Origin of the sequence: Bradyrhizobium elkanii WSM2783 (genome assembly GCF_000472865.1) — a bacterium.
Taxonomy (GTDB): Bacteria; Pseudomonadota; Alphaproteobacteria; order Rhizobiales; family Xanthobacteraceae; genus Bradyrhizobium; species Bradyrhizobium elkanii_A.
Genome location: NZ_AXAP01000022.1, coordinates 50,602 through 69,408, shown reverse-complemented (window position 1 = coordinate 69,408; position 18,807 = coordinate 50,602). Strand labels below are relative to the sequence as shown.

At 64.5% G+C, this 18,807-nt stretch carries 18 protein-coding genes; 10 read left to right on the top strand and 8 right to left on the bottom strand.

Features of this window, described 5'->3' with window-relative positions; all coding sequences use genetic code 11:
- Nucleotides 1-16: 16 nt before the first annotated feature.
- The 5 genes from pyrF to dnaK all read right to left on the bottom strand — a co-directional run bounded on the left by pyrF (nucleotide 17) and on the right by dnaK (nucleotide 5,319).
- Complete coding sequence (pyrF, locus tag YY7_RS0120230; RefSeq protein WP_028164808.1) at nucleotides 17-727, bottom strand: orotidine-5'-phosphate decarboxylase; 711 nt, start codon at nucleotides 725-727, stop codon at nucleotides 17-19.
- A gap of 6 nt (nucleotides 728-733) precedes the next feature.
- On the bottom strand, nucleotides 734-1,312 hold the full coding sequence (locus YY7_RS0120225) for an NADPH-dependent FMN reductase (protein ID WP_028164807.1): 579 nt from the start codon (nucleotides 1,310-1,312) through the stop codon (nucleotides 734-736).
- A 46-nt stretch (nucleotides 1,313-1,358) separates the two neighbouring features.
- Nucleotides 1,359-1,961, bottom strand: coding sequence for a class I SAM-dependent methyltransferase (locus tag YY7_RS0120220; protein WP_028164806.1), 603 nt, complete (start codon nucleotides 1,959-1,961; stop codon nucleotides 1,359-1,361).
- 187 nt (nucleotides 1,962-2,148) lie between these two features.
- Nucleotides 2,149-3,279, bottom strand: a complete 1,131-nt coding sequence (dnaJ, locus tag YY7_RS0120215) for a molecular chaperone DnaJ (RefSeq protein WP_028164805.1) — start codon at nucleotides 3,277-3,279, stop codon at nucleotides 2,149-2,151.
- 141 nt (nucleotides 3,280-3,420) lie between these two features.
- Nucleotides 3,421-5,319, bottom strand: a complete 1,899-nt coding sequence (dnaK, locus tag YY7_RS0120210; RefSeq protein WP_028164804.1) for a molecular chaperone DnaK — start codon at nucleotides 5,317-5,319, stop codon at nucleotides 3,421-3,423.
- A 430-nt stretch (nucleotides 5,320-5,749) separates the two neighbouring features.
- Between dnaK and YY7_RS0120205 the strand changes: the two genes are divergently transcribed.
- Nucleotides 5,750-6,685 (top strand): hypothetical protein, encoded by a 936-nt coding sequence (locus tag YY7_RS0120205; RefSeq protein WP_028164803.1) that lies wholly within the window; start codon nucleotides 5,750-5,752, stop codon nucleotides 6,683-6,685.
- A gap of 70 nt (nucleotides 6,686-6,755) precedes the next feature.
- On the opposite strand, the gene grpE is transcribed toward YY7_RS0120205, so the two are convergent.
- Nucleotides 6,756-7,364 carry a nucleotide exchange factor GrpE gene (grpE, locus tag YY7_RS0120200; protein WP_028164802.1) on the bottom strand — a complete coding sequence of 203 codons (609 nt, stop codon included), beginning with the start codon at nucleotides 7,362-7,364 and terminating at the stop codon, nucleotides 6,756-6,758.
- Nucleotides 7,365-7,600: 236 nt separating this feature from the next.
- Nucleotides 7,601-8,689 (bottom strand): heat-inducible transcriptional repressor HrcA, encoded by a 1,089-nt coding sequence (gene hrcA, locus YY7_RS0120195; protein WP_028164801.1) that lies wholly within the window; start codon nucleotides 8,687-8,689, stop codon nucleotides 7,601-7,603.
- A 160-nt stretch (nucleotides 8,690-8,849) separates the two neighbouring features.
- Between hrcA and rph the strand changes: the two genes are divergently transcribed.
- From rph to hemW, 3 genes are read left to right on the top strand one after another with little or no spacing between them, the layout of a single operon-like run.
- On the top strand, nucleotides 8,850-9,563 hold the full coding sequence (gene rph, locus YY7_RS0120190) for a ribonuclease PH (protein WP_028164800.1): 714 nt from the start codon (nucleotides 8,850-8,852) through the stop codon (nucleotides 9,561-9,563).
- Between the two features lie 10 nt (nucleotides 9,564-9,573).
- Nucleotides 9,574-10,203 (top strand): RdgB/HAM1 family non-canonical purine NTP pyrophosphatase, encoded by a 630-nt coding sequence (gene rdgB / locus YY7_RS0120185; protein ID WP_028164799.1) that lies wholly within the window; start codon nucleotides 9,574-9,576, stop codon nucleotides 10,201-10,203.
- Complete coding sequence (gene hemW / locus YY7_RS0120180; RefSeq protein ID WP_028164798.1) at nucleotides 10,196-11,353, top strand: radical SAM family heme chaperone HemW; 1,158 nt, start codon at nucleotides 10,196-10,198, stop codon at nucleotides 11,351-11,353. Before rdgB ends, hemW begins: the two co-directional genes overlap by 8 nt.
- A gap of 111 nt (nucleotides 11,354-11,464) precedes the next feature.
- Here the strand turns inward: hemW and YY7_RS0120175 are convergent, their stop codons facing one another.
- Nucleotides 11,465-12,694, bottom strand: coding sequence for a penicillin-binding protein activator (locus YY7_RS0120175; protein ID WP_028164797.1), 1,230 nt, complete (start codon nucleotides 12,692-12,694; stop codon nucleotides 11,465-11,467).
- A gap of 292 nt (nucleotides 12,695-12,986) precedes the next feature.
- Between YY7_RS0120175 and rsmI the strand changes: the two genes are divergently transcribed.
- From rsmI to YY7_RS0120145, 6 genes are all read left to right on the top strand, one after another.
- The gene (gene rsmI, locus YY7_RS0120170) at nucleotides 12,987-13,940 is read left to right on the top strand and encodes a 16S rRNA (cytidine(1402)-2'-O)-methyltransferase (RefSeq protein ID WP_028164796.1); all 954 of its coding nucleotides are present in this window, start codon (nucleotides 12,987-12,989) and stop codon (nucleotides 13,938-13,940) included.
- Nucleotides 13,927-14,340, top strand: a complete 414-nt coding sequence (locus tag YY7_RS0120165) for a YraN family protein (RefSeq protein WP_028164795.1) — start codon at nucleotides 13,927-13,929, stop codon at nucleotides 14,338-14,340. The genes rsmI and YY7_RS0120165 overlap by 14 nt, the downstream gene beginning before the upstream one ends.
- A gap of 28 nt (nucleotides 14,341-14,368) precedes the next feature.
- Complete coding sequence (gene gshB, locus YY7_RS0120160; protein WP_028164794.1) at nucleotides 14,369-15,316, top strand: glutathione synthase; 948 nt, start codon at nucleotides 14,369-14,371, stop codon at nucleotides 15,314-15,316.
- 159 nt (nucleotides 15,317-15,475) lie between these two features.
- Nucleotides 15,476-16,447 (top strand): MBL fold metallo-hydrolase, encoded by a 972-nt coding sequence (locus YY7_RS0120155; RefSeq protein WP_028164793.1) that lies wholly within the window; start codon nucleotides 15,476-15,478, stop codon nucleotides 16,445-16,447.
- A 112-nt stretch (nucleotides 16,448-16,559) separates the two neighbouring features.
- Nucleotides 16,560-18,098 carry a YifB family Mg chelatase-like AAA ATPase gene (locus YY7_RS0120150; RefSeq protein ID WP_028164792.1) on the top strand — a complete coding sequence of 513 codons (1,539 nt, stop codon included), beginning with the start codon at nucleotides 16,560-16,562 and terminating at the stop codon, nucleotides 18,096-18,098.
- Nucleotides 18,099-18,206: 108 nt separating this feature from the next.
- Nucleotides 18,207-18,674 (top strand): hypothetical protein, encoded by a 468-nt coding sequence (locus tag YY7_RS0120145; protein WP_028164791.1) that lies wholly within the window; start codon nucleotides 18,207-18,209, stop codon nucleotides 18,672-18,674.
- The last annotated feature ends 133 nt before the right edge of the window (nucleotides 18,675-18,807 follow it).

Below are 18,807 nucleotides of genomic sequence, written 5' to 3'. Positions count from 1 at the left end.
TTTTTCTCCTTTGTTACTATCCGAGCGCCTGTGCGATCTCAGCCTGGACGGCTTCTGCGGCGGCTTTGGGGTCGGCGCCTTCCAGGATCGGCCGTCCCACCACCAGATAGTCAGCGCCGGCGGCGATTGCACGTGACGGCGTCATGATGCGCTTCTGATCGCCGCTCGCGGAACCGGCCGGGCGTATGCCTGGTGTCACCAGCTTCATCTGGTGCCCGACGATCTTGCGCAGCGAGGCCGCCTCCTCCGGCGAACTCACGAGCCCATCGACGCCGAGCACCTGCGCCTGCTGGGCGCGCGCCTCGACCAGATCCGCAACGTTGAAGCGATAGCCGGCGGCGTGGAGATCATTGTCGTCATAGGACGTCAGCACCGTGACCGCGAGAATCCTGAGGTTCGATCCCGCGCGTGCTTCGACGGCGGCCTTCATGGTCTGCGGATAGGCGTGCACGGTGAGGAAGGTCGCGCCGAGCGTCGCGATGCTCTCGACGCCGCGCGCCACCGTGTTGCCGATGTCATGCAGCTTGAGATCGACGAAGACCTTCTTGCCGGCGCTTGCGAGCGCGCGCACCAGCGGCAGGCCGCCGGCATAAGCGAGCTGATAGCCGATCTTGTAGAAATTCACGCTGTCGCCGAGTTTGTCGATCATCGCTTCCGCTACGATGACGCTGGGCAAATCGAGGGCCACGATCAATCGGTCCTTCGGCGCGATATCGGCTGGCTGCATGTCACCTCACATCATGCGTTGAGAAAGGTCGATCAATTGCCGCACCATGGCCTGCATCGCCTCGATATCGGCGGGATGCCGTAAGCGATCCATATCGTCATAGGCATGTTCGGCAAATGACAGCGCGAGCTGGTTCGGGATCACAGGGGCCTGACAGGCCGACAGGATGAGGCGCAGCGCCGCCAATGCGCGGCTGCCGCCGAGCCGGCCACCGGAGGCGGCAGCGACGGCGAAGACACGATCGCGAAACACCTGACCGCGAACTTCATGGGGATCCTGCACGCGGCTCACCCAATCGATGGTGTTCTTGACCAGCGGCGGCACCGAGGAATTATATTCCGGCGTCACGATCAGGACGCCATGATGCGCGCCGATCATGCGCTTGAGATTGATCGCGTTCTTCGGCACGCCGGATTTTGCCTGCAGGTCACCGTCGTAGATCGGCAGCGGAAAATCGGCCAAAGAGATGCGGCTGACCTCGGCGCCCGCCTGCGCGAATTCATGCGCGGCAACGGCCGCGAGCTTCGCGTTGAGCGAGCCTGATCGCATCGACCCCGGGATCACAAGTATTTTCAGCGCAGACATTATTTTTGAATCGCGTTCGGCAGACCCGCCGCGCGACGCGCGGGTGTCACCGCCCTTTGCGATACACCCAGACCCGGGCGGGCGGAAGGTTCATCCAGATCCGCTCGGAAGCTTCTGTGGACACGCCCGGTAGCGATTTCGGGATCGGCGGGACGACCGAATAGGTGAATTGGACGAAGGGAGCGCCCGGCGCCAGGGCCGCGAAGGCGTCGCGGATCAATCTCAGGCGCGTGATCATCGGTTTGGTGACCAGCGGCAGGCCGGAGACCATCGCTGCGGCCGGCGCGGATAAAGCGTCCCAGAGCGATTCCCGAAGCCTGTAGGCGTCGCCCTGCACCACCTTGGCCTGCGGATAGCGCTCGCGCAGCAGCGCGCAGAAGCCGGGATTGTATTCGACCAGCACGAGCCGCTTCTGATCGACGCCATGTTCGATCAGCGCGTTGGTGATCGCACCGGTCCCGGGACCAAGTTCGACGACGGGACCTTCCGATCTGACATCGACATATTGCGCCATCGTGCGCGCGAGCAACCGGCCTGACGGCATCACCGCGCCAACATGCAGCGGTTTTTCGATCCATGACCGGAGGAAGCGGACCTCGTCGTCGAGACGGGGCTTCTTCAACGGACGCACGGACGATTGCAGGGGCATGTCGCTACCAGGCGGGACCGCGCGAGCGGCTGTCAGAAAACAGTCATAAAGAGGTATAGGTCGAAGCCGTTATGGTCAAGCAGATCGCCCGCGCATCTGTTCCGCCGAACCGCAACGCAGTTCGGCGATAACGCTATGCACCAATTTGGATTTCGGCACTGTTACGCCCATCGCTTCCGCGACCACGCTAGGTACCCGTTCGAGTGCCGAAGAAGTCCTTGACCTTGGAGAAGAAACCTACCGCTTCCGGTTGCGTCGCGCCGGAGGAGAGCTTTTCGAACTCCGTCAGCAATTCCTGCTGCTTCTTGGTCAGATTCTGGGGCGTTTCGACCACGACCTGGACATACATGTCGCCGGTCTGGCGCGAGCGCAGCACCGGCATGCCCTTTGATGCAATGCGGAATCGGCGGCCGGATTGCGTTCCGGCCGGTACCTTCACCTTGGTCTTACCCTTGTCGATGGTCGGCACATCGAACTCGCCACCCAGGGCCGCGGTGACCATCGAGATCGGCACGCGGCAGTGCAGGTCGGCGCCATCGCGCTGGAAGAACGCGTGCTGGGTCAGCGACAGGAAGATGTAGAGGTCGCCGGACGGGCCGCCGCGGACGCCGGCTTCGCCCTCGCCTGCGAGGCGAATGCGGGTGCCATCCTCGACGCCCTGGGGAATATTGACCGACAGCGTCCGCTCGCGCGTGACCCGACCGGAGCCGGAGCAAGACGGACAGGCGTCTTCGATCATCTGGCCGCGGCCCTGGCAGCCGGGGCAGGTGCGCTCCAGCGTGAAGAAGCCCTGGGCCTGGCGGATGCGGCCGGCGCCGCCGCACATCGAGCAGGTCTTCGGCTTGGTACCGGCCTTGGCGCCGGTGCCGGAGCAGGATTCGCAGGTGACGGAGACAGGAATTTCGATCTGCGCGGTCTTGCCGAGATACGCTTCCTCGAGCGTGATCTCCATGTTGTAGCGAAGATCGGCGCCGCGCTCGCGGCCACCGCTACGGCGCTGCCCGGCCATGCCGAACAGGTCTTCGAAAATATCGGAGAAGGAAGAGGCAAAACCAGCGCCGAAGCCTGGACCGCCACCGCCCATGCCCTGCTCGAACGCGGCATGGCCGTAGCGGTCATAAGCGGCACGCTTGTCGTTGTCCTTCAGGACCTCGTAGGCTTCGTTGATTTCCTTGAACTTCACCTCGCTCGTGGCATCGCCGGGATTGCGGTCCGGATGCCATTTCATCGCGAGCTTGCGGAAAGCCGCTTTCAGCTTGGTTTCGTCCGCGTTCCGATCGACCTCGAGGGTCTCGTAATAGCAGCGCTTGGTGGACATCAGTTAAACCCGCCCGAATTCATCCTCTTGCCGAACCATGCGTCGGGCAAGATGCAGTGTTCGGCTTAACGAAAATGACCCCCATCCATGGAGACGCTTGGCGCGCTCTTGGCATGGGGGTCATCATCCTACGCCCGCGTCTTAAGCAGACTTCTTGTTCTTGTCGTCGTCGACTTCGGTGAATTCCGCGTCGACGACGTCATCCTTCGCAGCGTCCTTGGCGGCATCGCTTTCGGCCTGCTGCTTGTACATCGCTTCGCCGAGCTTCATCGAAGCCTGCGCGAGCGCGTTGGTCTTGGCCTTGATCGATTCGGCATCATTACCCTTCAGCGCTTCCTTCAGGTCGCTGACGGCGTCCTCGATGGCGCGGCGCTCGCTCTCGGCGACCTTCGAGCCATGCTCAGCCAGCGCCTTCTCGGTGGAATGCACCAGCGCGTCCGCATGGTTCTTGGCGTCGACGGCCTCACGCCGCTTCTTGTCCTCGGCCGCGTTGGCCTCGGCGTCCTTGACCATCTTCTCGATGTCGGTTTCGGAAAGGCCGCCGGATGCCTGGATCCGGATCTGCTGCTCCTTGCCGGTCGCCTTGTCCTTGGCCGAGACGTTGACGATGCCGTTGGCGTCGATGTCGAAGGTCACCTCGATCTGCGGCATGCCGCGCGGGGCCGGCGGAATGCCCATCAGGTCGAACTGGCCGAGCATCTTGTTGTCGGCCGCCATTTCACGCTCACCCTGGAAGACGCGGATGGTGACCGCGTTCTGGTTATCCTCGGCGGTCGAGAACACCTGGCTCTTCTTGGTCGGGATCGTGGTGTTGCGGTCGATGATGCGGGTGAACACGCCACCCAGCGTCTCGATGCCGAGCGACAGCGGGGTCACGTCGAGCAGCAGAACGTCCTTGACGTCGCCCTGCAGCACGCCGGCCTGGATCGCAGCACCGATGGCGACGACTTCGTCCGGGTTGACGCCCTTGTGCGGCTCCTTGCCGAAGAACTGCTTCACCACTTCCTGGATCTTGGGCATGCGGGTCATGCCGCCGACCAGCACCACTTCGCCGATCTCACCGGCGGTGAGGCCGGCATCCTTCAGCGCCTTGCGGCAGGGCTCGATCGTCTTCTGCACGAGGTCGTCGACCAGCGCTTCGAACTTGGAGCGGGTCAGCTTCATCGTCAGATGCTTCGGCCCGGTCTGATCGGCCGTGATGAAGGGCAGGTTGATCTCGGTCTGCGTCGTCGACGACAATTCGATCTTGGCCTTCTCAGCGGCTTCCTTCAGGCGCTGCAAGGCAAGCTTGTCGTTGCGCAGGTTGATGCCCTGCTCCTTCTGGAACTCGTCGGCCAGGTAATTCACCAGCCGCATGTCGAAATCTTCACCGCCGAGGAAGGTGTCGCCGTTGGTCGACTTCACCTCGAACACGCCGTCACCGATCTCGAGAATGGAGATATCGAAGGTGCCGCCGCCGAGGTCGTAGACCGCGATCGTGCCGGACTTCGTCTTGTCGAGACCGTAAGCGAGCGCGGCCGCGGTCGGCTCGTTGATGATGCGCAGCACTTCAAGGCCCGCAATCTTGCCGGCGTCCTTGGTGGCCTGGCGTTGCGCGTCGTTGAAGTAGGCGGGAACCGTGATGACGGCCTGATCGACCTTCTGGCCGAGATGCGCTTCCGCGGTCTCCTTCATCTTCTGCAGGATGAAGGCGGAGACCTGGGAGGGCGAATAGGTCTTGCCGTCGGCCTCGACCCAGGCATCGCCGTTCGATGCCTTGACGATCTTGTAGGGGACAAGCTTCTTGTCCTTCTCGACCATCGGGTCGTCATAGCGGCGGCCGATGAGGCGCTTCACCGCAAAGAATGTCCGTTCAGGGTTGGTCACCGCCTGGCGCTTGGCCGGCTGACCGACGAGGCGCTCGCCATCATCGGTGAGGGCGACGATCGACGGCGTCGTCCGCATGCCCTCGGAATTCTCGATGACCTTCGCGTTCTTGCCATCCATTACGGCAACGCACGAATTCGTGGTGCCGAGGTCGATCCCTATGACCTTTCCCATGATTCTGATTTCCTTCTTTCTAAGGCAGGTTGGCTGGGCCCTGACGGCGCACCGAACCGAACCCCCACACGTTCAAATGCTCGCGATATTGCGACGATGAGCCTCATATAGGAGGGGGGGTAAGGCCTGCAAGGACTGGACGCAACCTTGAGGTCTGAAAAGACTGACGTTTGAAAGATTGTGTCAGTCCGGCCCGGGACCTGTCTGGTCCTGTTTTGGTCCCAGGCTTGGTCTTGGGGCCACATTAACGAATGCGCAAGAAAGCTGCGACATTGCACCCTGTGCCATCAGGCTGCATGGAGCCGCCCGCCCCTGTCGTCGGGCCATCAAAACCGCTAAAAGCGGGCCAACTGAACGAGGCCCGACAGCTTGCGGCCCGCAGCGGCCGCCCGTTGAACGGCTTCAATGCCAAACCCGGTAGATCCTTGACATGAACCCCATTCGCCTCCTCGCCGCGGTCACCCTGTTCATTGCCGCCGCAATTCCCGCCTTTGCCGCGGACGTGGTCTTTCCGCCGGGCGCCCGGGTCGGGATGAAGCCGCTGGTGGGGCTCAATCGCGCGAAAACCTTCACCGGCTTCGAGACCGAGGACCAGGGCGTCAAGGTGCTGGTCACCGACCTGCCGGCGGAGGCCTATGGCGAGGTCGCCAATGCCTTCAAGGCGAACCCGGGCGGCGCCGGCGGGATCAAGCCGGAGAGCATCGAGACCGCTGCCGGCCTTGCCTATTACACGGTCGAGAATGCCAAGGATGGCGCCGGCGCTGTGCGGCGCTATTCGATGATCCTGCCCGGGCCGACCTTCTCCGGCTACGTCGCCATGCAGGTCCCGGAGAATGCCGCCAGGATCTATACCGATGACGCCGTCCGCCAGATGTTTTCGACCGCCGCGATCCGGGATCAGGTTCCGGTCGACGAGCAGCTCGGGCTGATGCCGTTCAAGATGACCGAACTGGCGAACTTCAAGAACGTCCGCACGCTGGCACCCGGCGCCGCGCTGATCGTCGCCGATGGCGATGAGAAGAGCGGGTTCGAGGTGGCGCCCTTCATGATCATCGGCATCATCGGCTCGACCGCCGCCTCTCCCGATGATCGCGGCCGTTTTGCCCAGCAGATCGCGACCACGATTCCCGGCGTGCGCGACGGACGGATCACGATGTCGGAGCCGATCCGCATCGATGGCCAGCCCGGCTATGAGACACGGATCGATGCGGTGAGCGGCAAGGACAATACGCCGGTGACCATCGTGCAATGGCTGCGGTTCGGTGCGCAGACCTCGCTGCGCATCATCGGCTCCTCGCCGCGCGATCAATGGTCGACCGCATTCCCGCGCTTCCGCAGCGTGCGCGACGGAATTCAGCCGCGATAACATCTATCTCTGCCGGCCTTTGTCGAGGCCGGCATTAACAGCATTCCGTCAGCCGATGCGTTGAGCAGATTCAGTTCTGCTGTGCGGCGGAAGCCGGCGCGGTTTTTGCGCCGCCCTTGGAGACACCGACCAGCGCCGGACGCAGCACGCGATCGCCGATCGTGTAGCCGGCCTGGACCACCTGCACCACTGTGCCCGAGGGCACGGAGGGATCGGGAACCTCGTACATCGCCTGCTGAAAGTTCGGATCGAACTTCTCGCCGGTGGGATCGAACTTCTTGACGCCGTTCTTCTCCAGCGTGGCGTGCAGCGAACGCTCGGTCAATTCGACACCCTCGATCAGGGCTTTCAGCCCGGGGTCGGCGGCCGCCTTGGCCTCCGCCGGGACGGCGTCGAGGGCACGCTGCAGATTGTCGGCGATGTCGAGGATGTCGCGGGCAAAGCCGGTGATGCCATAAGCGCGCGCATCCGCGATCTCGCGGCTGGTGCGCTTGCGCAGGTTTTCCATCTCGGCCAGCGTGCGCAACGTCCGATCGCGCGCTTCATTGAGCTCCTTGGTCAAGGCTTCCGCCGATCCCTGTTCGGGATCGTCGGGCATGACGTAGGGCTTCGAGACCACAGGCTCGCCGGTCTGCGCCGGGTTCTCGGCGTTATCGTTTGGCCGGTTCGGGTCGGTCATGGCTTGCCTTTTCGAAAAATCACGTCTGATCAACAGTTAAGGGATTGGCTGGCCCGGATATCGTGCTTTGGGCCGTGAAAATCAAGCGCAACGGGCCCCGTTTCGGGGTTAGAGCGTTTTCGAGCGAAGCATGCCCTCGGACCTGATCCGAGGGTGGACACCGGTTCGCGTGAAGAAAACGCGTCAAAACAAGAATCTAGAGTTCCGGTTCTGATTGCATCAGAACCGGAACTACTCTAGCCGCCGAGGATCCTGCTGACGAGGCGCGCGGCATAGTCCACGGTCGGGATCACCCGCGCATAATTCAGCCGGGTTGGCCCGATCACGCCGAGCACGCCCACGATACGGCCAGCGCCGTCGCTATAGGGCGCAACGATGGTCGAGGACCCCGAGAGCGAGAACAATTTGTTCTCCGACCCGATGAAGATCCGCACGCCATCGGCGCTTTCCGCACGCCCCAGAAGGTCGATGACGCCGCGCTTGGTCTCGAGATCATCGAACAGCGACTTGATGCGCTCGAGATCCTCGAGCGCATGCAAATCCTCCAAGAGATTGGCGTGTCCGCGCACGATGAGCTGCCGGTCTTCATTGTCGCCGCCCGACCAGCTCGCAAGCCCTGCAGAGATCACCTTCTGGGTCAATTGATCGAGCTCGGCGCGACTTTGTCCCAGCGCGGTCTCGAGTTCGAGCCGCGCTTCGGCGAGCGTACGGCCGAGGATGCGTGCATTGAGGAAGTTGGTGGCCTCGATCAGTGCCGAGGATGGAACACCCGGCGGCAAGCTCAGCACCCGGTTCTCGACCTGCCCGTCTTCGCCGACCAGCACCACCAGCGCACGTTCCGGCTCCAGCCGCACGAACTCGATATGCTTCAGCCGCGCATTGGATTTGGGCGTCAGCACCACGGCGGCGGCGCGGGTGAGGCCGGATAGCCGGATCAAGGCCTCATCGAGCGCTGCCTCGACCGACTGCGCGCGGCCGACAGTAGCCAATTGGCTCTGGATCGATTGCCGTTCCGCCTCCGTAAGATGGCCGACCTGCATCAGCGCATCGACGAAAAAGCGCAGGCCCAATTCGGTCGGCAGCCGGCCGGCGGAAGTATGCGGCGCGTAGATCAGTCCGAGCTGTTCGAGATCGGACATCACATTGCGCACCGAGGCCGGCGACAGCGGCAGCGCGATCAGGCGCGAGATGTTACGCGAGCCGACCGGCTCGCCGGTCGCCAGATAACTTTCGACGATTTGACGGAAAATGTCGCGCGAACGCTCGTTGAGCTGGGCAAGCCCGGCGTGCGGCGCGATCAAACCAACCGGTTCGTGTTGAGCCACCAGTAAAATTCCCTCACAACTACCTCTAATTTGACCATCCACACGCCCGGTGACAAGCGTGCATTACGGCCAGGGAGGGTGGCCAAAAAGCTTGCCGCTGCGGCTGCCCGCTCCTACAAGCACCGCCAGCCATATTCGCTCGAATTCCCGGAGGATTCCCATGCGGCCAAGCCGCCGTGCACCCGACGAACTGCGCCCCGTCTCATTGGAACGCGGCGTGGTCAAATATGCCGAGGGTTCCTGCATGGTGAAATTCGGCGACACCCATGTGCTGGTCACTGCGACCCTGGAAGACCGCCTGCCGCCATGGCTGAAGGGCCAGGGCCGCGGCTGGGTCACCGCCGAATACGGCATGCTGCCCCGCGCCACGCTGGAACGTACCCGGCGCGAGGCCTCCGCCGGCAAGCAGGGCGGGCGTACCATCGAGATCCAGCGCCTGATCGGCCGTTCGCTCCGTGCCACGATCGATCTGGAAGCGCTGGGCGAGCGCCAGATCACGGTCGATTGCGACGTGCTGCAGGCCGATGGCGGCACGCGCACCGCCTCGATCACCGGCGCCTGGGTCGCGCTTGCCGACTGCATCAACTGGATGAAGACCCGCAACATGCTGAAAACCAACGTGTTGCGCGACAACGTCGCGGCCATCTCCTGCGGCATCTATAATGGCACGCCGGTGCTCGACCTCGACTATGCCGAGGATTCAGAAGCCGAGACCGACGCCAATTTCGTCATGACCGGCGACGGCCGCATCATCGAGGTACAGGGCACCGCGGAAAAGACGCCGTTCTCGCAGGACGAGTTCCTGGCGCTGATGGCGCTGGCGCGCAAGGGCGTGGCGCGGCTGGTCGACTTGCAGAAAATGGCAGTGGCGTAGTCAATAGGCCATGCACCGCCGAATCACTGGAAAGCTCGTGATCGCGACCCACAATCCCGGCAAGCTTGCCGAGATGCGCGAATTGCTGGCGCCGCATGGCGTGGAGGCGATCTCGGCAGGCGATCTCGGTCTTGGCGAGCCCGAGGAGACCGGCGACAGTTTTCGCGCCAATGCCGCGATCAAGGCGATTGCGGCAGCCAAGGCCGCCGATCTCCCGGCATTTGCCGATGATTCCGGGCTGGTGGTCGACGCGCTGGACGGCGCCCCCGGCATCTATTCGGCGCGCTGGGCCGGCGAAAACAAGGATTTCACCGCCGCGATGACGCGGATCGAGCGCCTCTTGCAGGAACGTGGCGCCACGACGCCTGACCGCCGGAGCGCTCATTTCGTCTCCGCGCTCTGTGTCGCCTGGCCGGATGGGCACCTCGAAGAGGTCGAAGCGCGCGCCGATGGAACTTTGGTGTGGCCGCCGCGCGGCACCGCGGGTTTCGGCTATGATCCCATGTTCCTGCCGGATGGCCATACCCGCACCTTCGGCGAGATGACGAGCGTCGAGAAGCACGGGCTGCCGCCGCTCGGACTCGGCCTGTCGCACCGGGCCCGTGCCTTCGTCAAATTGGCGGAGATATGCCTTGACTGACCGGGACCAGGCAGCCTTCGGCGTCTACGTGCACTGGCCGTTCTGCCTGTCGAAATGCCCGTATTGTGATTTCAACAGCCACGTCAGGCATACGCAGATCGATGAGGCGCGCTTTGCCCGCGCCTTTGCGCGCGAGATCGAGACGACCGCGGCGCGCGTCCCCGGCCGCGAAGTGTCCTCGATCTTCCTCGGCGGCGGTACGCCGTCATTGATGCAGCCGCAGACGGTCGGCGCGATCCTGGATGCGATCGGCAAGTATTGGCGCGTCGCTACCGATGTCGAAGTGACACTGGAAGCCAATCCGACGAGCGTCGAGGCGACGCGCTTTCGCGGCTATCGCGCCGCCGGCGTCAACCGCGTATCGCTCGGCGTGCAGGCGCTCGATGATGCCTCGCTGAAGGCGCTGGGGCGATTACACACTGCGCGCGAAGCGCTCGATGCGGTCGCCGTCGCCCGCCAGTCTTTCGATCGCTATTCCTTCGACCTGATCTACGCCCGGCCCAATCAAACTCCCGCGATGTGGGCCGACGAACTGAAGCATGCGATCGCGGAAGCCGCCGAGCATCTGTCGCTCTATCAGCTCACGATCGAGGAAGGCACGCCGTTCTTTGGCCTGCATGCCGCCGGCAAATTGCAGACGCCGGACGAGGCGGTCGCGCGCGCGCTTTACGACGTGACGCAAGAGGTCTGTACGCAAGCAGGCCTGCCGGCCTACGAGATCTCCAATCACGCCCGCCTAGGTGCGGAGTGCCGGCACAATCTCGTCTATTGGCGTGGCGACGAATATGCCGGCATCGGCCCGGGCGCACATGGCCGCCTCGACATCAACGGCCGCCGTCACGCCACCGCGACCGAGAAGCGGCCGGAAGCCTGGGTGATGCGCGTCGAAACCAATGGCAGCGGCGTCATCACGGACGAGGTGCTCAATAGCGAAGAGCGCGCCGACGAATTCCTGCTGATGGGGCTCCGGCTCGCCGAGGGCATCGACCCCAAGCGCTATGCGTCGCTCTCAGGCCGTGCACTCGACCCGCGCCGCATCGCGGTGCTGCGCGAAGAGGGCGCCATCATCGTCGACACCGACGGACGGCTACGCGTGACCAAGTCAGGTTTCCCGGTGCTGGATGCCGTGGTGGCGGATTTGGCCGCGTAGTCGACGCACAATTCGTAGCCCGGGTGGAGCGAAGCGCAATCCGGGGCCTCTCCATCCGCTCGCGACAGAATCCCGGGTTGCGCTGCGCTTCACCGGGCTACGGCCGCTTCATCACGCCCCAAAGCTCTTCGGTGAGCCCGCGACCGCCTGGGCGCCGCTGGTCGCAACCTTCATCACCGCAAGGCCGCGTTCGTTGGTGCCGTCAGCGCGGAAGCGGAACAGGCCGTCGATACCGGCGAAGCCGGAAGGATTGGTCAGCGTTTCCTGCTGGAAGCGCTGAGCACCTTGCGTCCGCGCCAGCGCGGCCACCAGCGCAACGCCGTCATAGGCGAGCGTTGCGGTGCGCACGGGCTCGGAGCCGTATTTGCTGCGGTAACGTCCCGCGAAGGCGCGGAAGCCGGACGGATCCGGCGCGGCAAACAGACCGCCCTGCAGCGCCTGGTTCGCGAACACCCGCGGATTGTCCCACAGGCCGGTGCCCAGAAGCTGGATGTTGCGCAGATTGGCGCCGGCTGCGGTCAGCGCGTCTGCCGTCGCTACCACCGAATCACCGTCATCGGCGAGCAACAGCGCATCGGCCTGGGCGAGCGACTGCGCCACCGTGCGTGCCGGCGTGGCGCGATCGGCGCCGTATTTTTCGAACGCGACGACGCGGCCCTTGCGGCCGGCCACCTGCTTGAACGCGGCCTCGACCACATTGCCATAGGCATTGTCGGGAACCAGCGCGGCGAAGGAGCGCTTTCCAATGCTCGCGGAATATTCGACGATCCGGTTGATGTCGGACTCCGGCAGGAAGCTCAGGAGATAGACGCCGCGTCCCGCCACGCTCGAATCCGTCGAGAACGCGATTACTGAGATACCGCGCCCGCGCGCCACCTGGGCGACGGCCGGCACCGACTGCGCGAACAGCGGGCCCAAAATGATCTCCGCGCCCTCGCCGATCGCCTGCTGCGCGCCCTGGGAGGCGCCCTGCGGACTGCCGCCATCGTCCTTGATCAGGAGCTGGATGTTCGGGTTCTGGAATTCCGCCAGCGCCAGTTCGGCGGCGTTCTTCATCGACTGCCCGGCAAGGCCGGCATTGCCCGCCGCCGACAGCGGCAAGATCAGCCCTACTTTGACCTGCCCGTTGCCGATCGCCTGCGGCTGTTGCTGCGGTCCGGCGGGGGCTGCTTCCGGCTGCGGCGAGCCGGACGGACTGGTAAACTGGCTAAGGGTCTGCTGCACCCCCGAGCAGGCGGCCAGCAGGGGAGCACCCAGCATCAGGCCGAGTGCTGTCCGGCGGGTCGCGGCGGAACCTTGCGGACCCGGGGATTTTGGTTTGCGGCTATGCGGGCCCACCATCTCGTCTCTTCTCTTAACCGGCCGTGCTTGGGCCGGGATTCCAACTGCCGAACCAATGGAGGATGGAATCAGGCATATTGTCGGCGAATAGTTAACCAAAACAAAGGGATTGTCCCCATGGTGAATTGCCGGCTGTGGACCGCGAACCCCTCACCAAATGCGCAGCACAGCCGCCCCCCACTCCGCAAGACGCAAGCGCGTTATGGCGCCGGCGCTCTCGCACTCTTCGTTCGAGCACGATCTTTCGGAAAACCGGTGTCCACTTTTCCGGATGATGCTCTAGATTGGCATTATGCGCGCAAAAGCCAGCTCAAGATACGGCGCTGACGCCGGGATGGACGTCCCCAACAGGACATTTTCCATCGGCGGTCATGTGCTGAACGCGCCAAAGCCGGTTCCCGGCCTCCATCTGGTCGCAACACCGATCGGAAATCTCGCCGACATCACCCTGCGCGCACTGGAGACACTCGCCGGTGCGGACCTGATCGCCTGCGAGGACACCCGCATCACCCGCCGTTTGACCGAGCGTTACACGATTGCGGCCGAGCTGACCCCCTACCATGAGCACAATGCGGCCCAGGCCCGGCCAAAAATCCTGCAGCGGCTGGCCGAGGGCGCCGCGATCGCGCTGGTCTCCGACGCCGGCACGCCGCTGATCTCCGACCCTGGCTTCAAGCTGGTGCGCGAGGCCTGCGCCGCCGGGCACCACGTGGTCGCGGTGCCCGGGGCATCGTCGGTGCTGACGGCGCTCTCGGTCGCGGCGCTGCCGACCGACCGCTTTTTCTTCGAGGGCTTCTTGCCTGCGAAGGAACAGGCCCGGCGCACGCGGCTCTCTGAGCTCGCCAGGATCGACTCAACGCTGGTGCTGTTCGAATCCGGCAGCCGCGTGCAGGAGACGCTTGCCGACCTCGCCGCGATCATGGGCGGGCGCGACGCCGCGATCTGCCGCGAGCTGACAAAACTGCACGAAGAGATCAGGCGCGCCCCGATCGCCGAACTGGCGGCGGCCAGGGACGCGGTGGAGACGCGCGGCGAATTTGTGCTGGTGATCGGTCCGCCGCCGGCGGACGCGCAGGTGATGGGGCAGGATCAGCTCGACGAACTGCTGCGCGCGTCACTCCTGCGCGACAGCGTCAAGGATGCGGTTGCGCATGCAGTCGAGCTTTCCGGCCGACCGCGTCGCGAGGTCTATGCCCGCGCCCTCGAACTCGCAAAGGAACTGCGGGGCGACGATGGCCAAGAGTGACGGCAGCTCGCCGCAGGGGGCGGACACAAAGCTCGCCTCGCCCGAACGGGTCGCTGCGTTCCGCACCGGGCTATCGGCGGAAAGCCGCGCCGCGGCCTATTTGATGGCCAAGGGCTATCGCATTCTCGCCAAGCGCTTCCGCACGCCCTATGGCGAGATCGACCTGGTGGTGCGCAAGCGCAACCTGCTCGCCTTCGTCGAGGTCAAGGCCCGCGCCAGCTTTGATGAGGCCGCCTATGCCGTCACGCCGCGCCAGCAACAGCGCATCATTGCTGCGGCCCAGGCCTGGCTGATGGCGCATCCCGAACATGCGGAATTCGACATGCGTTTCGACGCCATGCTGATTGCGCCCAAGCATCTGCCGCGCCATCTGTTAGCGGCGTTCGACGCCAGCGCATGACTTCCTCGAGAGACCGGACCCAAAGCCCATGAAATTGAACGTCGCCGTCCAGATGGATCCCATTGAGCGCATCAACATCCGCGGCGATTCGACGTTCGCGCTGCTGCTCGAAGCGCAGAAGCGCGGCCACGGCATTTCCTACTACACGCCTGACAAGCTCTCGCTGCGCGGCGACGAGCTGGTCGCGCCGGTGCAGGTCCTTTCCGTGCGTGACGAGATCGGCGATCACTTCACGCTCGGCGAGCCGAAGCGCGAGCCGCTGACCAATTTCGACGTGATCCTGCTGCGGCAGGATCCGCCGTTCGATCTCGCCTACATCACTTCGACGCATTTTCTCGAGCGCCTTCACCCGAAGACCCTGGTCGTCAACAATCCTGCCAGCGTCCGCGATGCGCCGGAAAAGCTGTTCGTGATGAACTTTCCGCAGCTCATGCCGCCGACATTGATCTCGCGCGACCTCGACGAGATCAACGCCTTCCGCGACGAGCATGGCGCCGTCGTCATGAAACCGTTGCACGGCCATGGCGGCGCCGCGGTGTTCCGCGTAATGCCCCAGGACATGAATTTCGGCTCGCTGTTCGACATGTTTTCGGTGACGTTCAAGGAGCCCTGGGTGATCCAGCGCTTCCTTCCCGAGGTCAAGCATGGCGACAAGCGCATCATCCTGGTCGACGGCGAATTCGCCGGTGCCGTCAACCGCGTGCCGGCGGCGGACGATTTGCGCTCCAACATGGTGCGCGGCGGCGCGGCGCAGTCGACCGAACTCTCCGACCGCGAGCGCAAGATCTGCACGACGCTCGGCCCGGCCTTGCGCGAGCGCGGCCTGTTGTTCGTCGGCATCGACGTGATCGATGGCTATCTCACCGAGATCAACGTCACCTCGCCGACCGGCATCCGCGCCATCGCGCGGCTCGGCGGTCCGGACGTGGCCGCCAGGATCTGGGACGTGATCGAATCAAAGCGCACGAAATCGTAAGGCCGTTCGTCTTCCTTCCTCTCTGAGACCTCTTGTCAGCTTGCGGCAGCGGGCGCAGCATGCCCCTGCTCGCCTTCAGGTCGCGGGGCAGGACCTGTTCGCGGGCGGCAACGCGGCGACTTGCCAAAGATAACTCGACAAAAATCGTGGAGGAAAAGCATGACGATCAATGTCTCGCGAAGGTCCTTGCTCGCGCTCGGCGCCGGCCTTGGTGCAAGCACGCTGCTCGGCGGCAGCGCGCTGGCACGCGCGCCGAAGCTCGGCACGCAAACGCCTTACTGGCACCGCTTCATTCTCGGCGATGCCGAAGTCACCGTCGTCTCCGACGGCCCGCTCCCGCTCGGCGATCCCTCCGGCACCTTCACCGGCGTGCCGAAGGAAGAAGTGAAGAAGATGCTGTCGGACAATTTCCTGTCGCCCGACAATGTCGTGCTGGAGCAGAATTCGCCGATCGTGAACACCGGCGACAAGCTGATCCTGTTCGACACCGGCATGGGCACGTCGAAAGCGTTCGGTCCGACCACCGGCCGCCAGCAGAAGAGCATGGCGGAGGCGGGCATCAAGCCTGAGGACATCGACGCCGTCGTCTGCTCGCATGCGCATATCGACCACATCGGCGGCATCGTCGATGCCAACGACAAGCCGCTGTTCCCGAACGCGCAGGTCTACATCGCCCAGAGCGACTTCGACTACTGGACCGATGAAGGCAAGATGGGCAGCCCGCTGAAGGACTTTGTCATTCACGCGCGCAAGAATCTCATGCCGGTCCGCGACCGCCTGGTGTTCTTCAAAGACGGCCAGGAATTCCTGCCCGGCGTGCAGGCGATCGCAGCGCCCGGCCACACCGTCGGCCACCACATCTTCATGGTGAGCTCGGCCGGCAAATCCTTCGCCTTCCTCGGCGATCTCTCGCACCACGCGGTGCTGCTGCTCGAGCGGCCGCGGATGGAGTTCTCCTACGATACCGACCCGAAGCAGGCAGCGGCCTCGCGGGTGAGACTGCTGGAGATGCTGGCGGCCAACAAGACCCCGGTGATGTCCTATCACTTCGCCTGGCCCGGTTATGGCCATGTCGCCAAGGTCGGCGACGGCTTCCATTATTATCCCGAACCGATGCAGATGACGCTGTAAGCCTGCCCGGGCTCTGGGACGGCCGCGCGGTAGGTCCCGGAGCCCGCGTTCCCGTAATGTTCTTGCGCTTGGCGCTGCCTTCGGCTACCCTCGATTGTGGCAAGGGGGCAGCATGGTTCAACGCGTTTCCACCGTCGCTTTCGAGGGGATCGAGGCTCGCGCGGTCGACGTGCAGGTGCAGGTCGCGCCGGGACTGCCGGCTTTTGCGATCGTGGGCCTGCCGGACAAGGCGGTTTCCGAGGCGCGGGAGCGGGTTCGCTCGGCACTGATCGCCTCAGGCCTCGCTTTGCCGGCGCGGCGGATCATCGTCAATCTGGCGCCCGCCGACCTGCCCAAGGAAGGCAGCCATTACGACCTGCCGATCGCGCTCGGGCTGATGGCGGCGATCGGGGCCATCCCCCCGGATGCGCTCAACGGCTTTACCGTGCTGGGCGAGCTCGGGCTGGACGGCTCGATCGCGGCGGTTGCGGGCGTATTGCCGGCGGCGATCGGCGCCAATTCGCGCGACGAGGGGCTGATCTGCCCGGCGGCCTGCGGCTCGGAGGCGGCGTGGGCGAGCCCGGACATCCAGATCATCGCCGCACACTCGCTGATCCAGATCGCCAATCACTTCAAGGGCACGCAGGTACTGTCGCGCCCACAGCCGAAGGTGCATGAGCAGAAGGAGACGCTGCTCGACCTCCGCGACATCAAGGGCCAGGAAAGCGCCAAGCGGGCGCTCGAGATCGCGGCGGCCGGCGGGCATCACCTCCTGATGATGGGCTCGCCCGGCGCCGGCAAATCGATGCTGGCAGCGCGGCTGCCCTCGATCCTGCCGCCGCTGTCGCCGTCCGAACTGCTGGAAGTCTCCATGATCGCCTCGGTGGCCGGCGAGATCCGCGACGGCGCCTTGACCGCGCGGCGACCGTTCCGCAGCCCGCATCATTCCGCCAGCATGGCGGCGCTCACCGGCGGCGGCATACGCGCCAGGCCCGGCGAAATCTCGCTGGCGCATCAGGGCGTACTGTTCCTCGACGAACTGCCCGAGTTTGATCCGCGCGTGCTCGATTCGCTGCGCCAGCCGCTGGAGACGGGCGAGGTCTCGGTCTCGCGCGCCAACCATCGCGTCACCTATCCGGCGCGCTTCATGCTGGTGGCGGCAATGAATCCGTGCCGCTGCGGTCATGCCTATGAGCCCGGCTATGCCTGCAAGCGCGGGCCCATCGACCGCTGCACCGCCGATTACCAGATGCGCATCTCCGGTCCGCTGATGGACCGCATCGATCTGCGGATCGAGGTGCCGGCAGTGACCGCCGCCGACCTGATCCTGCCGCCGCCTTCTGAAGGATCGGCGGAAGTGGCGGCGCGGGTTGCTGCCGCGCGCGACATCCAGCTTGCGCGCTATGCCGCCGCCGGCATGCCCAACGTCCGCACCAACGCCGAGGCACCGTCATCGCTGCTTGAGACCATCGCCCAGCCGGACGCGCAGGGGCAAAAACTGTTGCGTGATGCAGCCGAGACCATGCGCCTCACCGCGCGCGGCTATCACCGCGTGCTGCGCGTCGCGCGCACCCTCGCCGATCTCGATGGCACGGAGAAGATCGGCCGATTGCACCTCGCGGAAGCGCTGTCCTACCGCGCGCTGGCCGACGATATCAGGCGCGCGGCGTAGAGCGCGTCCAGCAGTTTCGCGTCAACGCGACGGTAACCAGTTCTCTTTACACTCCGCCAACCATAAGTCCGCGCAATTCCAGCCGGCTGCGGTTGAGTGAGTGGTGTCATGTTGCGTTTGAAGATTCTGGCCTCGGTCGTGCCGCTGGCCGCGTTCGCGCTTGTTGCCCGCGGTGAATTGCTGCCGGGCTCGCACCCCTGCATCGAGGCCGGCGGTGCCACCATCCAGATCGCATCGATCCCCTGGCTCGCCCAGCTCCATGTCAGCTTCACGGACGATCCGGCTGCCGCCACCGTGCGGGTCCAGATCTCCGATAGCGCGGAAGCCGCCGATTTCACCGTCATCGATGATGTCGATGATAGCGAGCCCGGCGCCTGCGAGAGCAGCGGCGTCCCACAACTGGTCGCGATCTCGGCCAATCCTACGGCAACCGATCCCGTGATCTATCTTTCGCAGGACGGCCCGGCCGATTACCGGATCTTCGTTCATTCAAAGAGCTTCTCGGTGCGAGATGCCGCGGCGCTGATCGTCGGCGCGCATGGTGGGCACCGCCGACTGCAGGCCGCTTCGCTGTAGCAACGATCGTTAACGCATTATCAACCCTGTTCGCATCGCGGGCCGGAACGCGACGCCGTCTCAAGCACTTTGCAAGGTCGCCGACGCATCGTCGACCCAACATGCGGGGTGGCCCAAGCTGCCAGCCTCCAAA